Origin of the sequence: Dactylosporangium maewongense, assembly GCF_039531485.1 — a bacterium.
GTDB lineage: Bacteria > Actinomycetota > Actinomycetes > Mycobacteriales > Micromonosporaceae > Dactylosporangium > Dactylosporangium maewongense.
Map to the genome: position 1 here is coordinate 73,565 of NZ_BAAAQD010000031.1, position 20,201 is coordinate 93,765.

The 20,201-nt window shown below is 71.8% G+C and carries 11 protein-coding genes and 2 tRNA genes; 8 read left to right on the forward strand and 5 right to left on the reverse strand.

All coding sequences use genetic code 11. The annotated features are described in order from the left end of the window. Window positions 1–24: 24 nt before the first annotated feature. On the forward strand, window positions 25–732 hold the full coding sequence (sepX, locus tag ABD332_RS49455) for a divisome protein SepX/GlpR (RefSeq protein WP_425552411.1): 708 nt from the start codon (window positions 25–27) through the stop codon (window positions 730–732). Window positions 733–797: 65 nt separating this feature from the next. Then, window positions 798–874 (forward strand) — tRNA-Ala (locus ABD332_RS49460). A 1,460-nt stretch (window positions 875–2,334) separates the two neighbouring features. Here ABD332_RS49460 and ABD332_RS49465 read toward each other — a convergent pair. From ABD332_RS49465 to ABD332_RS49480, 4 genes are all read right to left on the reverse strand, one after another. Continuing rightward, window positions 2,335–4,656 (reverse strand): FxsB family cyclophane-forming radical SAM/SPASM peptide maturase, encoded by a 2,322-nt coding sequence (locus ABD332_RS49465; RefSeq protein ID WP_344512215.1) that lies wholly within the window; start codon window positions 4,654–4,656, stop codon window positions 2,335–2,337. A gap of 8 nt (window positions 4,657–4,664) precedes the next feature. Then, complete coding sequence (locus tag ABD332_RS49470; RefSeq protein WP_344512216.1) at window positions 4,665–4,841, reverse strand: hypothetical protein; 177 nt, start codon at window positions 4,839–4,841, stop codon at window positions 4,665–4,667. A gap of 285 nt (window positions 4,842–5,126) precedes the next feature. Beyond that, window positions 5,127–9,884 (reverse strand): nSTAND1 domain-containing NTPase, encoded by a 4,758-nt coding sequence (locus tag ABD332_RS49475; RefSeq protein ID WP_344512218.1) that lies wholly within the window; start codon window positions 9,882–9,884, stop codon window positions 5,127–5,129. Between the two features lie 122 nt (window positions 9,885–10,006). Then, a complete protein-coding gene (locus ABD332_RS49480; protein ID WP_344512219.1) occupies window positions 10,007–10,546 on the reverse strand; it encodes a hypothetical protein in 540 nt (179 codons plus the stop codon). Window positions 10,547–10,623: 77 nt separating this feature from the next. On the opposite strand from ABD332_RS49480, the gene ABD332_RS49485 reads away from it, so the two are divergent. The 6 genes from ABD332_RS49485 to fxsT (ABD332_RS49510) all read left to right on the forward strand — a co-directional run bounded on the left by ABD332_RS49485 (window position 10,624) and on the right by fxsT (ABD332_RS49510) (window position 19,113). Further along, window positions 10,624–11,112, forward strand: coding sequence for an NUDIX hydrolase (locus ABD332_RS49485; protein ID WP_344512220.1), 489 nt, complete (start codon window positions 10,624–10,626; stop codon window positions 11,110–11,112). Between the two features lie 67 nt (window positions 11,113–11,179). Further along, the gene (locus tag ABD332_RS49490; protein WP_344512222.1) at window positions 11,180–11,710 is read left to right on the forward strand and encodes a DinB family protein; all 531 of its coding nucleotides are present in this window, start codon (window positions 11,180–11,182) and stop codon (window positions 11,708–11,710) included. A gap of 28 nt (window positions 11,711–11,738) precedes the next feature. Next, a tRNA-Arg gene (locus ABD332_RS49495) sits at window positions 11,739–11,811 on the forward strand. 226 nt (window positions 11,812–12,037) lie between these two features. Further along, window positions 12,038–13,708, forward strand: a complete 1,671-nt coding sequence (fxsT, locus tag ABD332_RS49500) for an FxSxx-COOH system tetratricopeptide repeat protein (RefSeq protein WP_344512224.1) — start codon at window positions 12,038–12,040, stop codon at window positions 13,706–13,708. A gap of 270 nt (window positions 13,709–13,978) precedes the next feature. After that, a complete protein-coding gene (locus tag ABD332_RS49505) occupies window positions 13,979–15,208 on the forward strand; it encodes a TIR-like protein FxsC (protein WP_344512226.1) in 1,230 nt (409 codons plus the stop codon). After that, the gene (gene fxsT, locus ABD332_RS49510; RefSeq protein ID WP_344512228.1) at window positions 15,205–19,113 is read left to right on the forward strand and encodes an FxSxx-COOH system tetratricopeptide repeat protein; all 3,909 of its coding nucleotides are present in this window, start codon (window positions 15,205–15,207) and stop codon (window positions 19,111–19,113) included. The genes ABD332_RS49505 and fxsT (ABD332_RS49510) overlap by 4 nt, the downstream gene beginning before the upstream one ends. A 20-nt stretch (window positions 19,114–19,133) precedes the next feature. Here the strand turns inward: fxsT (ABD332_RS49510) and ABD332_RS49515 are convergent, their stop codons facing one another. After that, complete coding sequence (locus tag ABD332_RS49515) at window positions 19,134–19,982, reverse strand: alpha/beta fold hydrolase (RefSeq protein WP_344512230.1); 849 nt, start codon at window positions 19,980–19,982, stop codon at window positions 19,134–19,136. Window positions 19,983–20,201: the final 219 nt, after the last annotated feature.

Sequence of the window (20,201 nt, forward strand, 5' to 3'; positions counted from 1 at the left end):
CGCACGAAGTCGGTGAACGGAGGCGTGAGGGTGCCGACCTCGGTGCTCCTCGCCGTCCTTGCCGCTGCTGGGCTCCTGGCCTTGGCGCCCGCGTTGGTGCGCCGGTACGACGCCACAGAGCGGCTGGTGGCGGAGCGGGCGTTGTCCACGGCACGGGTGCTGACCCGTGCCGGAATGCGCGCTGACCGCCGCCGGCGCACGATCCCCGGCCGCCGCCCGGTCAACCCGCCCCGCACAGTGGTGCACCGCACAGTTTCCTCTCCCGGTTCTTCTCCCGGCGGCGCCGCCCCGCCGCCGTTGCGGGTCGTGCCGCCCACCGCCCGCCGGCGCCGTCCACACCGGGCGCCCCGCGCCATGTACCGCCGCCGCCGGGTCTTGCTCGCCCTCGTCCTGCTCAACCTCGTCGAGCTCGGCGGCGTCGCCCTCGTCAGCACCGGCTTCTGGGTCGGCTTCGCCGTCACCGGCGCGCTGCTCGTCGCCTACGTCGCCCACCTGCGCACCCGCGCCCTCGCCGAGCAGCGCCGCCGGCGCCGCGAAGCCCAGTACGCCGCGTGGATCGCCCGCCGCCAGGCCCAGGTCCGCCGCGAACAACTCCGCCGCGCCGCCCAACGCCGCGAGGCCGTCGCCGCCCAGCTCGCCGAACGCGACCGGGCCCGCCGCGAAGCGGCCCGCCTGGGCGCCCTGGGCGCCGTCCGAGGCCGCCCCTACGACACGCGGGCGTCAGGTCAGTGATCTGATTCGCGCCCCGTCCAACCCGTTTGCTACTCTTGGCCCCGGCCCACTCCGGCGGGCCGGTTGGGGTTGTGGCGCAGTCTGGTAGCGCACCTCGTTCGCATCGAGGGGGTCAGGGGTTCGAGTCCCCTCAACTCCACCAATCGGCGCAGTCTGCTCAACGGACTGCGCCGTTTCGCGTTGGTGGTGGAGTTGGTTCCCCCCGCACGGGCTTCGCCCGCGCTCCCCATTGGGGGAGCTTCGCTCCACCCACGCCCCCTCAAGACCGTCGCGTGGCGCTCTGATCGGTGGGCTCGTCGGCTGCGCCGCCTCGGGGGCCCGCGCTGTACCAGGATCAGCACGTACGCGGCGTAGAACGGGTCCGAGGCCTCCTGGGCGGCCTCCAGGAAGGTCTTGGCCTCCTCGGCGGTCCACGCGGTGGGTTTGCGGGTTCGGGGCTTGGCGACCTTCGCCAGCGACAGCAGGCGTACAACCGTGAGGCGTTCCAGCTCGGCTATGTCGTCGACTCCAGCGACCTTCAGGCCTGGGTCCGGGGTACTCAGAGCCGAGCGGCCCATCACGTCGGTGCTCAAGCGCAGCCGGGAGCCTATTCACGCTGCGCTCAGAGGGAACAACCTTGCCGCGGTGAGCGACGTCGCCGAGACGCTACAGATTGCTGAACGACGTTGACCGCCCCGGCGCCGTAACCTCCAGTCGTGACCCGACAAGAGGACCCTCGGCCCTTGTTCTCGGTCTCAGGCCCGACGCGAGCTGACCGATCGCTTTGGCACGTCGGTTTGTGAGCCGCACGCAACGCCTCAGGTGAAAGCCCGGCGAGGTGAATGTGGGACCGATCGGCGCGGCGGTTCGGGCTTGCGGACCTTGTGCCGAGCGATGGGCTTCGTGATGGCGCGGGGCCCGAGTCTTTGGGTCGCCATGACGTGGAGAAGGGATTCTCGGTGGCTGAGTCAGGCACCATAATTGATAAGGAGGACCCGAGTTCCGCGACCTTGGTGTCGACGAACTTGTTCTCATGATCGGCAATGGTTCGGCGTCCGCGGTCCTACGGGGTCGGGCGTCACTCGAGGTCGGCCGTCGGGCAGAGGGGCAGCCTGAGCTGCAGGAGAGACTGTTCGGCTGGGTCGGCGATGCGGACCTCGCGGCGAGCAGGTGGTTTGGTTCGGTAACGCTGGCTTGGATAGCCGCGTGTTGTCTCGGCTACTCAGTGAAGGACCAGAGGGGCCGCGCCAGGCTTGCCGAGAGCCTTCGGGCATGGCCGGACTCCGAGCGCAGATTGCTTCTCGGGTGGGCCAAGGGGACACGTTGGTTCGACGGAGTCGGCTGACCTGCTGCTTCGGGATGTCAGTGGCTACTCCAGGCGCATGCCGCCGAGGCCGAGAGCGATGCAGAGCCGGACGAACATGTCGTAGTTCACAGCGGTGGCCGGCGCCAGGTTCGGCGCGACGACTGAGCTTCGGCGTCGTCATCGGTGATGGCGTACTCGTCGATTGCGACGGACGTCAACATTTGGGCGTGGATGCCGCTGTTGGTGGAACAGTCCGCTCGTTCAGCAGACAGTCGTTCAAGGTAGGTGGAGCGGATCGCCGGTAGGGGTTCGTCGGGTCAGTCGGGCCAGGCGGTCATCGAGCGGGCGATGTTGGTGACGAAGCGGGTGCCGAGGGTCGTCAGGGCGCCGGAAGCCTGGAGGGTGTCGACCGCGTCGGCGGTCCAGTCGCGGTACATCCGGTAGTTGCGCCAGGCGTCGGCGGCATCAGCGGCGTCGGTGCGGACCGCTCTGGCGCGCCAGATGTCGGCGACGGCCTGGTGGGCGAAGGTGCCGTGCAGGGCGCCGACGACAGGGCGGGCGTCGGTGCGCCAGCCGACCTTGAGCCGGCGAGGGTCGGTGCGGTCGACCAGGTTGCAGGCGTCGAGGACGGCGTTGAGCTTGTTGTGCTGGAACTCGTGGACCAGCACGACGGCGAGCTCGGCCGGGGAGGCGAGGGTCGCGGCGATCGTGCCGAAGGCCTGCTTCGTCGTCGACGCCCGGCTGTCGCCGCCGGGGGCGGCGTGCAGCGGGACCACCGTGCGCAGGCCCACCCGCAGGCCGCCGACGCGGGCCGGCGCCTCGACCGCGATGAGCCGGGAGGCCGTGGTGAGGGCCTGGCGCCAGCGCTGCGCGGTGTCGTCGTCGAGCCGGTCGGTGGGCTTCCACTTGTGGCAGTCGCGGTGCGGGTCGGCGTCCTCCAGGGCGAGGCCCGGCATGACCTGGCGGATCGGGCGCCATCCGGCGGTCTCCCGGCCGGCGTCGGGCACCGTCACCGCGTCGTCGCCGGCCTTCAGGGTGAACCCGCCGGCGGTGACGGCCACGACCGCGGACGAGTGCGCGCGCCCGGCGAGGACCGCCGTGCCGAGGGTCGGCAGGTACAGCTGCCCGGCCTGCGCCGGCACCGTGACCGTGACCGGCGCCGCGGCCCTGATCGCCGCCGCCGCCGCGACGACCGCGAGGTAGCCGGGGGTGGCGGAGCCGGTGCCGGACAGGCATCCGACGGCCCAGGCTCGCACGTACGGATGCCGCAGCACCTCATCGGTGGGCTCCGGCGCCTGCTGGTCGACGGCGGTCAGGAGGTCCCATCCGCCGCGCACGTGCGGGTCGTCCGGCCACCGCCTGGTGACCTCCCGGAGCAGCGAGCGGGTGATGGCCAGCTGGGCCGACGCCAGCGCCTCGACCGCGGTGACGTCGTCGCCGGCGAGGGCGATCGCGTCGAGGTGCTCCAGCGGGAGGGCGATCGCGTCCGGGACGGGGGCGGCGGGCCCGGAAGGCGCCGGTGGGTGGTGCCGCATGTGCTGGATCAGCTCCATGAGGTCGGGGCAGTAGACCGACGGGTTGTCGAAGCCGCGCCCAGTGCTGTACCGGTGGGCGAACAGGCCGCCGCCGCACTGCGCGACGACGGGGCAGGCCCGGCACGTCGCGGACAGGTCGGCGAGGCCGAGCTGGCGGCGGGCGACGCCGGGCGCGCCGGCGACGTCGTCGACGCTGTGGGTGAAGACGTCCATCCCCGTCGCCGGGGCGCCGTCGTAGGTGATCTTGATGCTGTCGGCCAGCTCCCACTCGCCGTTGGTCTCGACCACGACGAGGTCCGCTGGGTCGAGGCCGACCCATTCGCTGTAGCTGGGTCCGCCGCCGGCGGTGGACAGCAGCGACTCGAAGAGTCTGATGCCGGTGGGCCGGCCGTCGGCCAGCCACCGGTCGTAGATCGTCGCGAGCCACCGGGCGTACGGGGCGGCCTCCCCGCCCGGGCGGGCCGGCGGGTGGTCCCACGTGCCGTGCGGCAGCAGGAAGTCGACCCGCGGCGGCTCGTGCCGCAGCAGCTCCTCGTAGGCCGCGACCGGGTCGTTGGCGAGGTCGACCGTGCAGAGCAGGCCGGCGTAGCTGCGCCGGTACTCGGGCCGGCGCAGCAGCGCGACCCCGGCGACGACCTCGCGGTAGCTGCTGCCGCCGTTGCGGAACCGGCGGTGCAGGTCGTTGGCGGCCCGGTCGCCGTCGAGGGAGACACCTACCTTGATGTCGAACTCGCGGAACAGGTCGCAGAACTCCGTGGACATCCGCACGGCGTTGGTCTGCATCCGCAGGTCGACGTGGACGAACGGATCGAGGGCGGCGACCAGCTCCCCCACCAGCTCGCGCATCCTCTGCGGACCGAGCAGCAGCGGCTCCCCGCCGTGCAGGACGATCCGCACGCTCGCGAGGCCGTGCGCCTTCGCGTGCTCGGCGATGCGGGCGCCGGTCGCCCGGACGACGTCGCGGTCCATCGTCCGCGGCTGGCGGCGCCACGACTGATCGGCGTGCTCGTAGACGTAACAGTGGTCGCAGGCAAGATCACATCGCGAGTGGACCTTGAGCACGAACTGGCTCAGGCCGCTCGCAACCCGCCCGCCACTGTCCACTGTGGTGGCTAGATCGACGAATTGAAGGCGGCCACGTCGAGGCTCGTAATGCCGTCGACGTCTTCGAGGATGCGCTCGACAATACGGCGGCTGTCGTCGTCGGAAAGACGGGTCAGCGGGACTCGGGCGGCAACAGCGGTTGCATTACCCGCCGGACGCGGCCGGTCTTCGACACTTGTCTTCATCAAGTTGATCCTTCTAGGGAAGCTGTAGGTGCCTTGGTCAGGCGATTGCTATAATGCAGGTAGGCACCAAACGCCGTGGTATTGATCATCACGCGCGCCTGGAACTCCGCCACTCTAGCCGAATGCATGCCTGCGCCATAGCGGGCTCGCGGGCAGTCACCCCGCAGTGGCCCAGTGGAGCTGGATCGGGTATTCCACCTGGATCATCTCACCGTTTCGTGACCATGCGTAGTCATTCCCGCTTTTCGTCCGGCTCATCGCGGACCGGGGCGATACAAGGGAGGACTACAGCCGCGACAGCAGGATCGGGGCGCTCCAGTTGCCCAGCTCAGCGCTGCTCGCCCACAGCTTGCCGGCCTCGACCGGGTGGCCGTCCAGGTACTCCGCGAGGCCCAGGAAGTTGATCGCGTCGGTATCCGCAGGGCCACCGAGCGCTCGCAGATGGTTACGCTGCCGTTGCGTGAGCTTGCGGCTCACCACCGCAAGGTACGTGGTGGCTTGATCAAGGTCTTCCACCGCTCTGAGTAGCAGCCGCTTCGCTTCTTCAAGATTGCCGTCCGCGGCGGCAATCGGCGCGAGTCGCGCGACCGCTTGGACATTTCCGGCGTGTGCCGCCCGCCGCCAGATGGCAATGGCCTCGTCAAACGCGTGCCGCCGGACCGCCAACCCGCCACGCTCAAGACTCAGGTCGATTTCGGGCTGGTTTTCGAGTCGTTCGAGCAGTGCCTCAGCCTCGGCCAGAGAAACCTCGTCGCGGCGGGAAAGCACAATGGTGAGCAGCCGGCGCATCTCCTCGACGTCGCCCGCCTCCGCCCTGTGCCGGGCCCAGTGCTCGACGTGCCGGCAGTTGGGGCGCAGGCCGTACTGGCGCAGCTCCCCGTTGCGCATCGGCCGCACCATGTGCCGCACCGCCCGCTCCAGCAACAGCGCCTGGTCGGCCTCGAACGTGCGGGCGGAGCCGTCCCGGCAGGCGGTCGCGACGAGCGTGCCGTCGGGCGAGAACGCCACCGCGGTCACCCAGTCCGGATGGTCGAACCGGGCCAGCTCGGCGCCGCTGGCCGCGTCGATCAGGCGGGCGGTCTTGTCGTGGCTGGCGGTCGCGACCCGGGCCCCGTCGGGCGAGAACGCCACGGCCACCACCGCCTCGAAGTGGTCGATCCGGCCGCGTTCGATCCCCGTCTCCACGTCGAAGACGCGGGCGGACTTGTCGAAGCTGCCGGTGGCGAGGAGCCTGCCGTCGGGTGAGAAGGCCACGGCGACCACGTCGTCGTGGTGCGGCAGGCGGACCAGCTCGCGCCCCGTCGCCACCTCGAAGATCCGCGCGGTCGCGTCGTAGCTGGCGGTCGCCACGTACGCGCCGCCGGGCGAGACGGCGACGGCCACCACCGCCCGGTCCTGGACGAACTCGACGGTTTCCAGTCCCGTGGTGGCGTCGAAGACCCGGGTCACCCCGTTGTGCCCGCCGGTGACGACCCGGTCGCGGGCGCCGTCGAACGCGACCGCCGTGACGGGCCCGTCGTGTGGCAGCTCGAGCAGCTCGACGCCGGTCCGCGCGTCGTAGATCCGCGCGAACCCGTCCTTGCCGATCGTCGCCACCCGGTCGCTGTCGCCCTCGCCGGCTTCGGCGAAGGCGACCGCTGGGACCTCGGCGCCGTGCCGGCCGAGGATGAGCTCCGCGCCGGTGCGGGCGTCGAACGAGCGGGCGAACCCCTCCCGGTCGCCGGTCACCACGCGCCGCCCGTCCGGCCCATACGCCAACGCCAGGACCTCGGCGTGGTGGTGCATCCGCGCCCGTTCCCGCCCGGTGCCTACGTCGAACACCCTGGCGGTCATGTCGTTGGAGGCGGTGGCCAGCCAGGCGCCGCCCGGGTCGAAGGCGACCGCCCGTACCTCACCCGAATGCCGGAACCGGGTGCGCTCCGCGCCGGAGGTCACGTCGACGACCAGCGCCGAGCCGTTGTTCGCCGCCGCGACGACCCGATGGCCACCCGCGGTGAACGCCACCGCGAACACCTCGCTGTCGTGGTCGAGGCGGGCCCGCTCGGTGCCCGTCGCGGCGTCGAAAACCCGTACCGACCGGAAACTGGCCGTCGCGACCTGGGTGCTGTCGGGCGAGAACGCGACCGCCAGGACCGCGCCGTCGTGCGGCAGCACCACGAGCGAGCCGTTGCCGCCGGCCCGGAAGATCCGCGCGGTCCAGTCCAGTCCGGCGGCCGCGACCAGGGCGCCGTCCGGGCTGAACACCACCGAGGTCACCGGGCGCTCCAGCTGGCACTGGGCCACCGAGGCACCGGTCAGCAGGTCGAACACCTGGGCCGTGGCGCCGCTCGCCGTCACCAGCCGCGCGCCGTCCTCGGCGAACGCGACGTCGAGCACCTCCCTTGTGTGCCGCACCGCCAGCAGCCGCCGGCCGGTCCTCGCGTCCACGACGCGTGCCGTGCCGTCGTGCGACGCGATGGCCAGGCGCTGCCCGTACGGCGCGAACGTCACCCTCGAGACCGGCCCCTCGTGCCCGAACTCGGCCACCTGCGCCCCGGTCGCCGCGTCGTGGACGCGCGCAGTGCCGTTGCGGTCGGCGGTGGCCAGCAGCGCGCCGCCCGGGTCGAACTCGATCCACGTCACCTCGCCGAGCTGCGGGATCTCCAGCGGCTCCGGCTCCGCGTCCGCCAGGTTGTAGACGCGCACGACCTGGTCCTGCCCCGACGTGGCGAGACGGTCACCGTCGGCGTCGAAGGCGGCCGCCACCACCGCCGACGGGTGGGTGAGCGCGGCCACCACCTCGCCGGTGTCCGTGTCGTACACGAGGGTCTCGCCGCCGGAGCCGCACATCGCCATGCGGGTCCCCTCACGGTCGAACACCACCGCCGTCGGCGGGACCCCCGAGTCGATCTGCCGCAGCGTCCGGGGGTGCTGCCGCAGCACGTGCTGGAGCGCCAGGTTGCCCTGTAGCGTCGGCTTCGTCAGTACGGACTCCACCGCCAGCGCGAGCGCCACATGGGTCGGCACCCTGGGCAGCCGCGCGACCAGCTCACAGTCCGCCGCCAACCGCAGCGCCTCGGCCTGGTCCGTGGCCGCCTCCGCGCGTTGCCGCGCGTCCTCCGTCTCCCGGTTGCGCGCCTCCGCGGCCGCCCGGCTCCTGGCGACGAAGTCGTGGACGTCGAACGGGATCTCCTCCGGCCGCTGTTCGATCCAGGCGGTCGCCTCGGCGATCCGCGACTCGGGCAGCGGGTCGTCCTCGCGGATCCTCCGCTGGGTGATGTCGAGCCAGATCAGGAACTCGGCGTTGCCGCGCACCAGGTCGCGCAGGTAGGTCCACGACCGGATCAGGGCCTCGTGCGCGAACTCGGCGAACCTGCCGGACTGTGGCTCGTTGTCGAACACGACGAGCCGCTCCCGGGCCAGGTGCTGGAGCACCCGCTCGTGGGTGGGCGGCAGCCCGGCGAGGTGCACCCGGCGCCGGATCGCCCGGTCGACGTCGTCGCCGACGAGCTGCACCAGGCTCAGCAGTACCTGGTCCAGCAGCGCCCGCGGGGTGTCGGCGACCTTGGCGATCTGGCTGTCCGCGAACTGGTCGAGGACCTCGCCGATCTCGCCCAGGTGCCGGTAGCCGGTGTAGTCGATCAGCCGCTTGCGCTGCGTCTGCCACAGCCGCGTCAGCATGAACTCCAGCAGCGGCAGCGACCCCCGGGCCGCGTCCTCGACGATCTTGTCGACCAGTCCCGGCTGGAAGGTGACGCCGCGCGCCTCGGCGGGGTGCAGGACGGCGGCGTGCATCTCGGCGGGTGTCATCTTCGACAGGGGGAAGAGCCGCTCGACCAGCCGCGGGCCAACGCCCGGGATGCCGAGCAGGGCCGGGACGAAGTCGGCGCGCAGCGTGTGGACGGTGCGGAACCCGGGATCCCGGTCTTTGCCCGGCGGGCGTTCGTGAGGGCCTTCGCCCGGTGGCAGCAGCAGGTCGAGCAGCTCCTGCTCCGGTGGGGCGTCGCCGAGCAGCAGCTCCTCGAACTGGTCGACGACGAGCAGCAGCGGGCGGTCCTGGCTGCTCAGCAGGCGGGCCATCCAGTCCAGGCCGTCCGCGCGCAGCCGGGCGACGGTCGCCTCGATCTGGGCCGCCTGCGGCTGCCGGTCGTCGAGCGCCCTGAGCAGACCGATCGCCAGCCGGTGCCACGGGTCCCGTCCCGGACGGATGACCGCGACCGACCACGCGTGCTCCGCCAGCAGCCTCGGGATGAGACCCGCCTGGACCAGCGACGACTTGCCGACCCCGGACGGGCCCACCAGCATCGTCACCGGCTGGTGCCGCACCTGCTGCGCCAGGGCCGTCACGACGTCCTCACGGCCGAAGAACACGTCCGCGTGTGCCTCGGTGAAGCTCTCCAGGCCGCGGTATGGGTTGGCCGGGATCAGCAGGTAGTCCAGCTGGTCGGGGCAGGTGGCGGCGAGCAACTCCGGCGGCAGCAGGTAGGCGTCGCGGTGCGGCTCGTCGGGCGGGGCGGTCGCGTGCAGCAGCCCGATCACCCGGCCGTCGGCGCGCCACACCGGCGAGCCGCTGTAGCCCGGCTGCGCGCGGATGCTCTGCCGCTCCAGGCTCTCGACCTGGATCAGCCCGCCCTCCACGGCGCCGACCAGGCCGACCTCGACCCAGACCCCGTTCGGCCGCGACACCGCCTCCGGGTCGCCGAACACGACGAGCCGGTCGTCGGGCCCCGTCGGCGTCTCCGCGAACCGGGCCGGCGGGGCGTCCGCGGGCGCGGCCTCGTTGAGCTCCAGGCAGGCCACGTCGCCACCGGTGCCCCACTCCGGCGGCGGGTTCCACGCCACGACCCGCGCCGTCCGGATCGGCCTGCCCCCGACCCGGGGGAACTCGACCTGCACGGTCACGGTCTGGTCCGGCCTCGGCTGGCTGCGGTGGTCCCGACCGAGCGCCGCGTTGACCACGTGCGCGCAGGTGATCACCTGCCGCGGGCCGACCAGCACGCCCATGCCCACCGGTCGCCCGGACCCGCTGATCCGGACGACGGCGACGCCGTCAGTGCCCGTCATCGGTGCCGGTCGTCTCCAGCGCCGCGCGGTGCCACACCATGGTGACCCTGGTCAGGATGATGCCCACCTCCCGCTCGCGCCACGCATCGGTGTCCGGCTCTGGATCATAGCAACGACGGTCACTATTCGAACATGGACGAATGCTCCCCGTGCATGGACCGTCGGCCCGTCTCGGCCCGCTCTTGTGCCTGAGCCGCCGACCGGAACGGCGTGCCCTCCCACCGCCACGGATGATCGGCCAGGACGATCGTGTTCCAGCCGCCGCCGAGGCAGTACGGCCCGCCGAACAGGGCGCCGACCAGCTCGTGCCACCGGTCCTCGTCCTCGTGCCGTACCAGATCCGCCGCGTCGGCGACCACGAGGCACTGCCGCAGCGAGGCCGCCCGGTCGCCGACCGCCTCCAGCATGTCCAGCCATCCGCGGCTCGCCGCATACGGCAGCTGCAGCACGCCGGCGAGGTGCTCGACGGTGCGAGCGGCCGTGGTGCACGCCGCGCCGAGCACGATCCGCACGTCGGCCTCGTGCTCGTACGCCGCCACCCGCAGCTCGTCGACGAGGCCCTGGAACTGGTCCGGCGGCAGCTCCACCGCGACGACCTTCCCGCGCGCGGCCGCGATCCGCGCCACCAGCCCCCGCAGCGCGTCGTCGTCGATCTCATCCATGGCCCCAAGGGTGCCAGGGCCGCCCGGCTGTGTTTGCATCAAGACATCGGACCGGCCGGCGCACAGGGAGGCCAGACATGGCGAAGCCCGCTCGGCTGAGCGCGGGGATGCTGCTGTACCGCCGCTCAGACCAGGGAATCGAGGTGCTCGTCGGGCACATGGGCGGCCCGTTCTGGGCCCGGAAGGACGCCGGCGCCTGGTCCATCCCCAAGGGTGAGTACGACGAGCACGAGGAAGCCCAGGCCGCCGCCTTCCGCGAGTTCGAGGAGGAGCTCGGCGCCCCCGCCCCCGCGGGCACGCCCATCAGCCTGGGCGAGGTCCGCCAGAGCGGCGGCAAGGTCGTCACCGTGTTCGCCCTGGAAGGCGACTTCGACGAGCAGACCGCGGTCAGCAACACCTTCGAGATGGAGTGGCCGAAGGGCTCGGGCGTCATGCAGTCGTTCCCCGAGCTGGACCGCGTCGCATGGCTCGGCCTGGAGCCCGCCAGGACCAAGCTGGTCAAGGCCCAGGCCACCTTCCTCGACCGGCTCGAGCAGCACCTGGAACCCGGGCATCCATCGCCTTGAGGACGCCAGGCCAGTCATCGCGAGGTGGCCCTGTCCCCGCGGCCACGGCGCGCCGAGCATGGGCCACATGCGAATCTCCGACGCGACAACCCTGCTGGCCCGCACCCCGACCACGGTCTCCGCGCTGCTGCTCGACCTGCCCGACGAGTGGCTGCACCGCGACGACGGCCCCGACACCTGGAGCGCCTACGCCATCGCCGGCCACCTCCTGCACGGCGACGAGACGAACTGGCTGCCCCGCATCCGCCTCATCATGGAGCACGGCACCGACCGCCCCTTCGAACCCTTCAACCGCGTCGCCATGCTCTCCTGGGACCGCGAGCCGGTCGCCGACCTGCTGGACCGCTTCCGCTCCGTCCGGTCCCGCTCGCTGGAGGACCTCGACGCGCTCGGCCTGACCCCTTCCGACCTGCCCCGCTCCGGCACCCACCCCGAGTTCGGCACGGTGACCCTCTCCCAGGTCCTCTCCGCCTGGGTCGCCCACGACCTGACCCACACCGCCCAGATCGCCGAGGTCCTCGCCGGCCGCCACCGCGACGACGTCGGCCCCTACCGCCGCTACATGCCCGCCCTGGACCGCTTCGCCCCCGCCGAGTAGCCGCCCCCTCGATACACTCAGCGACGGCAGCGCCGTAGCGCAGAGGTTGACGCGCCCGACTCCGGATCGGAAGGACGCCGGTTCGAATCCGGCCGGCACTGCCTCCAACGGCCCACGACCCCCACCCGCCGAGCCTCGGACCGCACCTGAGCGAGGCTCTCCGCTCCCACTTTCGCTCCCGCCACGCGCCCTGCGTCAGGCCGGCTGACCTGTCGGCTAGATGGACCACAACCTTTCGACGGTGTCGCTGAGTTCGCTCGGCTGGCTCTCGGGATCACGTGGAGGCTCTGTCTTCTGCACTGGCGCGTCGGATACGCCATCGCGCCCGTGGACCAATCGACCGCGGCGCCCGGACGCGGGTTCGACTTCCGGCCGGGTGCGGACTTTGTGCATGAGATGCAGCGTGCGGTGAGCTCGGCGGTTCGCACGATCGCGGTGTTGTCGCCGGCGTACTTCGGTTCACGGTTTGGTGAGGCGGAGTGGCGGGTGGCGTTCGCGAAGGATCCGACGGGTGAGTCCGGTCTGTTGCTGCCGGTACGGGTGCAGCCGTGTAAGCCGCCGGGGTTGCTGGCGACCCGGGTGCACGTGGATCTGGTCGGTGTGGACGAGGTCGGTGCGCGGCGGAAGCTGCTCGCGGCGGTCGATCGGGGGCGGCCTCGCCCGGTCACGGCGCCGTGGCCGGGCCAGGGTGATGCGGTGGATGGGCGGGGACGGTTCCCGGGGTTGGGGCCGCGGGTGTCGAACCTTCCGGCGCGCAACGGCAACTTCTGCGGCCGGGACACCGCGCTGGAGCAGCTGTATGGGGTGCTTCGAACGGTTTCGGTGGCAGCGGTGTTGCCGGTCGGGGCGGTGCATGGGTTGGGTGGGGTCGGCAAGACCCAGTTGGCGGTGGAGTTCGCGCATCGGTACCGCAGCGACTTTGACGTGGTGTGGTGGATTCCGGCGGAGCAGCCGAGTGCGGTGGTTGCGGCGTTGGCGGGGTTGGCGCGCCGGTTGGGCGTGCCGGACGTGGCGGACCAGACGGACCTGGCTATGGGTGTGTTGGAGTTGTTGCGGGGCCGGGATCGGTGGCTGTTGGTGTATGACAACGCGGAGTCTCCGGCTGAACTGGCGGGGTTGCTGCCTTCTGGTGGGGGTGGGCAGGTGCTGGTGACGTCGCGGTGGGCGGCGTGGGCGGCGCTGGCGTCGCCGCTGCCGCTGGACGTCTTGGCCCGCCAGGAGTCCGTCGAGTTCCTGCGCCGACGCGCTGGGTCAGCCGTTGCGGTGCGCCGGGACACGGCCGACGGTGAGGTGGCCTGGTCGGAGTTGGCGGAGTTGGTGGGGGACCTACCGCTGGCGTTGGAGGAGGTCGTCGCATACCTGGAGGAGACCGGGGAGAGCCTGGCGGACTATCTGGAGCTGTTGCGGAGCCGGGCGCGGGAATTGTTCGGGCTCGACCATCCCGGAGACGGCGGCGGTGAGGTGGACGAGCGTGATCGTCGTCGGGTGGCCACGGTGTGGTCGGTGTCGCTGGACCGGGTCAGCGTCGAGGCCCCGGCAGCGGGGGCGCTACTGAACTTGCTGGCGTTCCTCGCCCCGGAGGTGCCCCGGATGCTGCCGGCTGAGCAGCCGCAGGTGCTGCCCGAGCCCCTCAGGACGGCGGTCCGCGACCGGCTGGCGTACAACCGGCTCGTGGCTGCCGTGGGTCGCTACTCCCTCGCCACGGCGAGCGGCGGTGAGCTGCGGCTGCACCGGTTGGTGCAGGCGGTGATCCACGCCCGGCTCGTTGTAGGCTCTGGGGGATCTGGCCGGTGCCCGCGACCAGTACGAGCAGGCGCTGCGCATCAGCGAGGCAGCCCACGGCCCCGACCACCCCCAGGTACGCGCCATCCGTTTCAGGATGGACCGCCTGCCCCCGCCTCAGCACCAACCATCGACACAACCGCCACCGGAGGACGACACATGAGCCAGCCCGCAGTCGCGCCCGACGGCAGCTGGCTCGCCAGCGCCGACGGATGAGCGCTGTGTGTGAGCGGAGCCGCGGGAGGCCTGCACGGCTTCACTCTCGAACGGGACCTGATCCCCTGGTGGGTCCAGCGGGCGCACACGCTGGGATACGCCAAGAGGCACGCGGCTCCTGGTGGGAGAGTTGCAAACGAACCAGCCGTAGTTTCGCGTAGCCCACGCCGCTTCGTGAGGGTGGCGTGAGGTTGAGTCACGCATTTACTCTGGTCGTACCTTGCGCCGGGTGACGACGGGAGTGCCTCGAGTGATGTCAGAGCGCGCCCCGTGAGCCAGCCGGACGACGGCGTCGACGAGCCTGTCCGCCGGTACTTCTACCTCAGCTATGCCCGCCCTCGCGCGACGGCGGCCATGGTCACCCCGGACCACTGGGTGAAGCAGTTCTACGAGGATCTCGTGCAGCACATCCGTGCGATCGTCGGCCCGGGCAAGACCCCGATCGGCTTCGCGGACGTGGCCGTGCCCGCCGACCGTGACCGGCAGGCGGAGATCCAGGCCGCGCTCGCGTCCGCGGACGTCTTCGTCGCGCTGTACTCGCAGAAGTACCTCGTCAGCCGCGAGGCGCGCAGCGACCGGGCGACGTTCATGGGCCGGCTCGCGTCGGCCGCGAACGGCACGCCCGCCGAGGAGCACATCCTGCCGGTGCTGTGGGCGCCGCTGCCGGGCAACGTCTACCGGGCCGAGGTCGCCGACGCGCGCCGGTTCGCCGAGGACGTGCCGGAGTACGTGATGAACGGGCTGAGCGTCCTGTGCCGGATCGGCACGTTCCGCAAGCAGTACGAGCGCGTGCTGCGGCGGATGGCGGAGGAGGTCGTGCGCATCGCCGACCGGTCCCCGCTCGTCGCGACGCAGACCGTGGACATGGTCGAGGCCTACCGGGTGCGGGTGTGGCCGACCGCGCCGTTCACCATCGCGGTCCTCGCACCGACCAGCGGCGACCTGCCGCTGCCCGACGGCCGCGGCACCGCGCACGGCTACGGCCTGCGCGCCGAGCACTGGAAGCCGTTCGCGGGCGGGCACGCCGTCGCGGACGAGGTCGCCGCCGAGGCCGACCGGCTGCGGTTACCGGTGGACGTGGTCGGTTACACCGCTGACGACTCGATGTACCGCGACTACCCTGGCATGATCCTCATCGATCCGTGGATCCTCGCCACCCCGGGCGGACGCGACCTGGTGCGCTCGACGCTGCGCTGCCCGTACTCGTGGGTGACGATCGCGGCGGTCGTCGACGAGCACCACCCGCGGTTCGAGCCGCACGGCACCCGGTACCTCAGCCAGCTCGAGTCGCTGCTGCGCCGGACCGACCGGTTCATCCGGTTCACCACGGTGGCGAGCTGGCGCAGCGAGATGCCCGAGATCGTCAGCCGCATGCGCCGCGAGTACATGAACAACGGACCCAGTTACGCGCCGGCCAGCCCGCCCGGCACCAGGCCCCGCCTCGGCCGGCCGGAGGCCGGGCGTGGCACACCGTCCTCCAGCGAGGGTGAGGAAGCATGAGTGACCACCGTGACGGCAAGGTCATCACCTTCTACTCGTACAAGGGGGGCACCGGCAGGACGATGGCGCTGGCCAACGTCGCCTGGATCCTCGCCGCGAACGGCAAGCGGGTGCTCGTGGTGGACTGGGACCTGGAGTCGCCCGGCCTCGCCCGGTACTTCAGCCCGTTCCTGGACCGCGCCGCGCTCGACAGCACCGAGGGCGTCATCGAGATGATCCGCGAGTACGAGTGGGCGACCACCCGGCACCGCGGCGACGACGAGCGCTGGTACGAGGAGTACGCGCGGGTCCAGAAGTACTCGTTCTCGCTGCGCTGGCCGGGCTTCCCCGACGAGGGCACGCTGGACTTCCTGTCCGCCGGCCAGCAGAACAACGACTACTCCAGCAACCTCGCCGCGATGGACTGGGACGCGTTCTACGAGCGGCAGCGCGGCGGGCTGTTCCTCGACGCGCTGCGCGCGGACATGAAGCGGCACTACGACTACACGCTCATCGACAGCCGCACCGGCTTCAGCGACGTCGCCGACATCTGCACGATCCACCTGCCGGACACCCTCGTCACCTGCTTCACCCTCAACGACCAGGGCATCGACGGCGCCGCCGACGTGGCGCGGCTGGTCGACCGCCGGCACCGCAAGATCAGGGTCCTGCCGGTGCCGATGCGCGTCGACCCGTCGGAGCAGGAGAAGGCCGACATCGGCCGCCGGGTCGCCATCCAGCGCTTCGCCGGCCTGCCGGTCGGCCTCGACCCGGACCAGCGCGGCGAGTACTGGAAGAAGGTGGAGATCCCGTACCGCGCCTTCTACGCCTACGAGGAGGTCCTCGCCGTCTTCGGCGACGAGCCGGGCGTGCGCACGTCGCTGCTGGCCGCCTACGAGGCGCTGACCGCGCAGATCACGAGCGGGGACGTGACGAGCCTCCCGCCGATGGACGAGGTGACCCGGCAGCGGACCAGGGCCCGGTTCATCCGGCAGGCCGTGGTCGCCGAGCGGGAGGTGCTGCTGCGGTACGCGCGGCAGGACCGCGTCTGGGCGGAGTGGGTGACGCACGTGCTCCAGCAGGCCGGCGTCCAGGTCATCGACCCGTGGGACGGCGACCCCAAGGACACCACCGTCGACGGGTTCACCCGCACCCTGGTGCTGGTCTCGCAGGCAAACGTCGAGCGCGAGGCGACCCACGTGGTCCCGGACCGGGCCGCGGACCGGGCGCCGTTCGCCGTCTACGTCGCCGACGTCCGGCGCCTCGCCGGCATCCCGCAGGCCAACACCGCGACCGTCTTCGGCGCCACCGCCGAGGTGGCCGTGGACAGGATCCTGCGGCTCATCGGCGCCGACGTGGAGCACGTCGAGGCGGAGGTGGCCGGCGGGCCGCGCTTCCCGGGCCGGGACAACCTGGTCTTCAGCATGCCCAGCCGCAACATCCGGTTCACCGGCCGCGAGCAGGACCTGCGCCAGCTGCGCGACCAGCTGCGCGCCGGCACCGCGGTGGTGCTCGCCGGCAACGAGCCGGTGGCGCTGCAGGGCATGGGCGGCATCGGCAAGACCCAGCTCGCCATCGAGTACGCGTACCGGTTCCGGGCCGCCTACGACGTGATCTTCTGGATGAACGTCGAGCAGTCGAACGTCATCGAGACCGAGCTCGCCGACCTGGGCACGCTGCTGGGCGTGCCGGCGCGGCAGTCCACGCCCGAGTACGCCCGCGCGGTGCTGCAGAGCCTGCAGCACACCGACAAGCGCTGGCTGATCGTCTTCGACAACGCCGAGGACGCCCCGGGCATCGAGCAGTACCTGCCGACCGGCACCGGCCACGTGATCATCACGTCGCGCATGTCGACCTGGGGCGAGCGGGTCAAGCTGCTGCCGGTCAACGTGTTCACCCGCGACGAGAGCAAGCAGCACCTGCGCCAGCGGGTGCCGACCATGCAGGACGTGGACGCGGGGCGCATCGCCGAGCTGCTCGGCGACCTGCCGATCGCGGTGGCGGCCGCCGCCGCGTGGCTCGCTGACACCGGCAACGCGGTCGACGAGTACCTCGTGCACATCGCCCGGTCCGGGCCGCGGGGGCTGCGCGAGCCGCAGTCCGACACCCCGATCGAGGCGACCTGGGACCTGTCGCTGCGGCGGCTCAACCAGCGCTCGCCCGCCGCGTACCGGCTGCTGCAGATGTGCTCGGTGTTCGCCCCGGAGATCGCGCTCGACCTGGTGTACAGCGACGAGTTCGCGGCGGCGCTGCGCCCGCTGGACCCGAACGTGTCCGACTACATGTTCCGCGCGTCGCTGGTGCAGCAGGTGCACCGGCTCGCGCTGCTGCGGCTCGACCTGCGCGGCGAGCCGGGCAGCCGGGAGCGCACGGGCACCGTGTTCGTCCACCGGCTCCTGCAGCACGCCGTGCGCATCCGCATGAGCGAGGACGAGCTGACCCAGACCCGCCGGCAGGTCCACCGGGTGCTGGCCGCCGCCCGGCCGAAGAACCAGGAGGTCGACGACCCGGACGCGTGGCCGCAGTACAGGATGCTGTGGCCGCACGTTGAGGTCACGAAGGCCGCGTTGAGCGACGACGAGTCGGTCCGCGCACTGATGATCGACCGGGTCCGGTACCAGTGGCTGCGCGGCGACCTCGTCGGCGCCCGGCAGAGCGCCGAGCAGTTCGACGCCATCTGGTCGCAGATGCTGGAGGAGACCGAGGACCCGGACCAGCGCCGCACGCTGCACCGGCAGCTGCTGCACCTGCGGTTCAACCACGCCAACATCCTGGGCTCGCAGGGCAACTTCACCGACTCGCTGCGCCTGGACGAGGCGGTCCTCGCCACCCAGCAGGAGCTGCTCGGGGCGCGCCACCCGCACACCCTGATGACCGCCGGCGGTCTCGCCCGCGACCTGCGTGGTCTCGGCCGGTACCGGGAAGCCCTCGACACCGACATCTCGACCTACGCGGCGTGGCTGGACGACTTCGGCGAGGACTACCCGCGCACCCTCGCGGCGCTGAGCAACCTCGCCATCTCCTACCGGCTCATGGGCGACTTCCACGAGGCCCGGGCCCGCGACGAGGCGGCGTACAACTCCCGCAAGTCGATCCTCGGCGAGTCCAACCCGTACACGCTGTACTCCGCGACGAACCTGGGCCGGGACATCCGCGACGCGGGCGACTACGACCAGTCCGTCGACTGGCTCGCGTCGGTGTACGAGCAGTACAAGGTCACCCGCGCCGAGGACTCCCGGGGCATGCTCGTGTGCCAGACCAACCTGGCCGTGTCCCTGCACAGCGCCGGCCGTGCGGCGGAGGCCGCGGAGCTGCTGCAGTCGGCCAGCAGCCAGCTGTCCGTCACGTTCGGCCGCACCAACCCGGACGCGCTGAGCAGCCGGCTGAGCCTCGCGGTCACCCTGCTGTCGCTCGGGAAGTTCGCCGAGTCCCGGGAGCTGCTGACCGACGTGTACGAGTCGTACCGCGACAACCTCGGCGACGAGCACCCGCACACGCTGGTCTGCATCGGCAACCTCGCGCTGCTGGCCCGGGCGCAGGGCGACCACGAGCTGGCGGTGCGGCTCGCCGAGGAGGCCGTCGAGGGGCTGCACCGCAAGCTCGGCGACGAGCACCCGTACACGCTGTCGACGCGGATGAACTGGGCGGTCTGCGTCGCGGAGACGCCAGGCGGGCTGGACAACGCCATGGAGACCCTGGAGCGGGTCGCCGAGCAGATGCAGGTGGTGCTGCTGCCCGACCACCCGAACGCGCTGCGCTGCCAGGCGAACCTGAGCCTGGTGCGGCAGCTGGCCGAGGTGGGCGGCGGAGACTTCGTCGACCGGGTCGCGGCGCTGGAGGAGCGGGTGGGTCAGCAGCATCCGACCGTCAACGCGCTGCGCCGGCGGGAGCTGGTCCACCGGATCATCGACCCGCACCCGTACTAAGACCGCCGCCCGGCGGCGGGCTACAGCGCGTCGCCGGTCGGGACGGGGTCGGCGGCGAGCCAGACCAGGACCTCCGGCAGCGCCTCGACGGCGCCGAAGTGCGCGGTCTCCAGCTGGACCCGCACTTCGGCGTGCGGGATCCGGCCGGCCAGCCAGCGGCTGTGATTCACGGGCGAGAAATTGTCGTCGGCGCCGTGCCACAGCAGGACCGGTCCCGTGATGTCCTCGAACGCGAATCCCCAGTTGTTCTGAAATGCGAGATCGTCGTCGATCCACCCGTACGGGCCGCGGCGCAGCGCCTCGCGATAGGTGTCCAGGAACTGCCGCCGGATGGGCAGGCCGTTGACCACCCGCCGGTCCGCCTCCGTCATCTGCTCCCAGAGCAGGTCCATGAACGACTCGGGGTCGTCGGCCGTGCGGCGGGCCAGCTCGTCCAGGCGCTCGGTGAGCGCCGCCTGGTCCGCGTCGGCGGCGGTGTGCTCGTCGACGTTGGCCTCGGTCATCCCGTCGTACCAGTCGAGGCCCTCGGCGTCGCGCGGGGCCAGGCCGACCAGCACCGCCGTGCGGGTCACCCGCTCGGGCAGCAGGGCCGCGCAGGCGAGGGCGTGCGGGCCACCGCCGGAGCGCCCGACGACGGTGAAGCGGTCCAGGCCGAGCGCGTCGGCGATGGTCTCGACGTCGGCGGCGGCGTCGGCCACGCGCCGCCCGCGGTGCCGGGTGGAGTCGCCGTAGCCGGGGCGGTCGTAGGAGATCAGCCGGACGCCGAGCCGGTAGAGCACACTCGATCTGGGGCGCGGCCCGAAGCGGCTGCCGGGCGTCCCGTGCAGCAGCACGACCGGCGTCCCGCCGGGCGCTCCGGACGCCGCCACGAACAGTTTGCGACCGTCCGCAGTGATTACCTCGCGGTTATCCATATCGACGTCGGTCACAGAGTTGCCTTTCGGTGCCGGCCGCAGTTTCACGGTCGGCCAAGCCTATCCGTCGATGGCTGCACCCGGTAGGCGCCGCGCACGGTGCGGCAATCATCCACCGGCCCCACGGGGCCGTGGCGGTGCCCGCCGGTGGTGCCGGGATCCGATCGGGGATCC

What these genes read in the sequence shown, in the direction of transcription:
- ABD332_RS49475 (WP_344512218.1), bottom strand. Translation starts at nt 9,884, where the DNA reads ATGACGGGCACTGACGGCGTCGCCGTCGTCCGGATCAGCGGGTCCGGG.
- ABD332_RS49480 (WP_344512219.1), bottom strand. Translation starts at nt 10,546, where the DNA reads ATGGATGAGATCGACGACGACGCGCTGCGGGGGCTGGTGGCGCGGATC.
- fxsT (WP_344512228.1), top strand. Translation starts at nt 15,205, where the DNA reads ATGAGTGACCACCGTGACGGCAAGGTCATCACCTTCTACTCGTACAAG.
- ABD332_RS49470 (WP_344512216.1), bottom strand. Translation starts at nt 4,841, where the DNA reads ATGAAGACAAGTGTCGAAGACCGGCCGCGTCCGGCGGGTAATGCAACC.
- ABD332_RS49490 (WP_344512222.1), top strand. Translation starts at nt 11,180, where the DNA reads ATGCGAATCTCCGACGCGACAACCCTGCTGGCCCGCACCCCGACCACG.
- ABD332_RS49485 (WP_344512220.1), top strand. Translation starts at nt 10,624, where the DNA reads ATGGCGAAGCCCGCTCGGCTGAGCGCGGGGATGCTGCTGTACCGCCGC.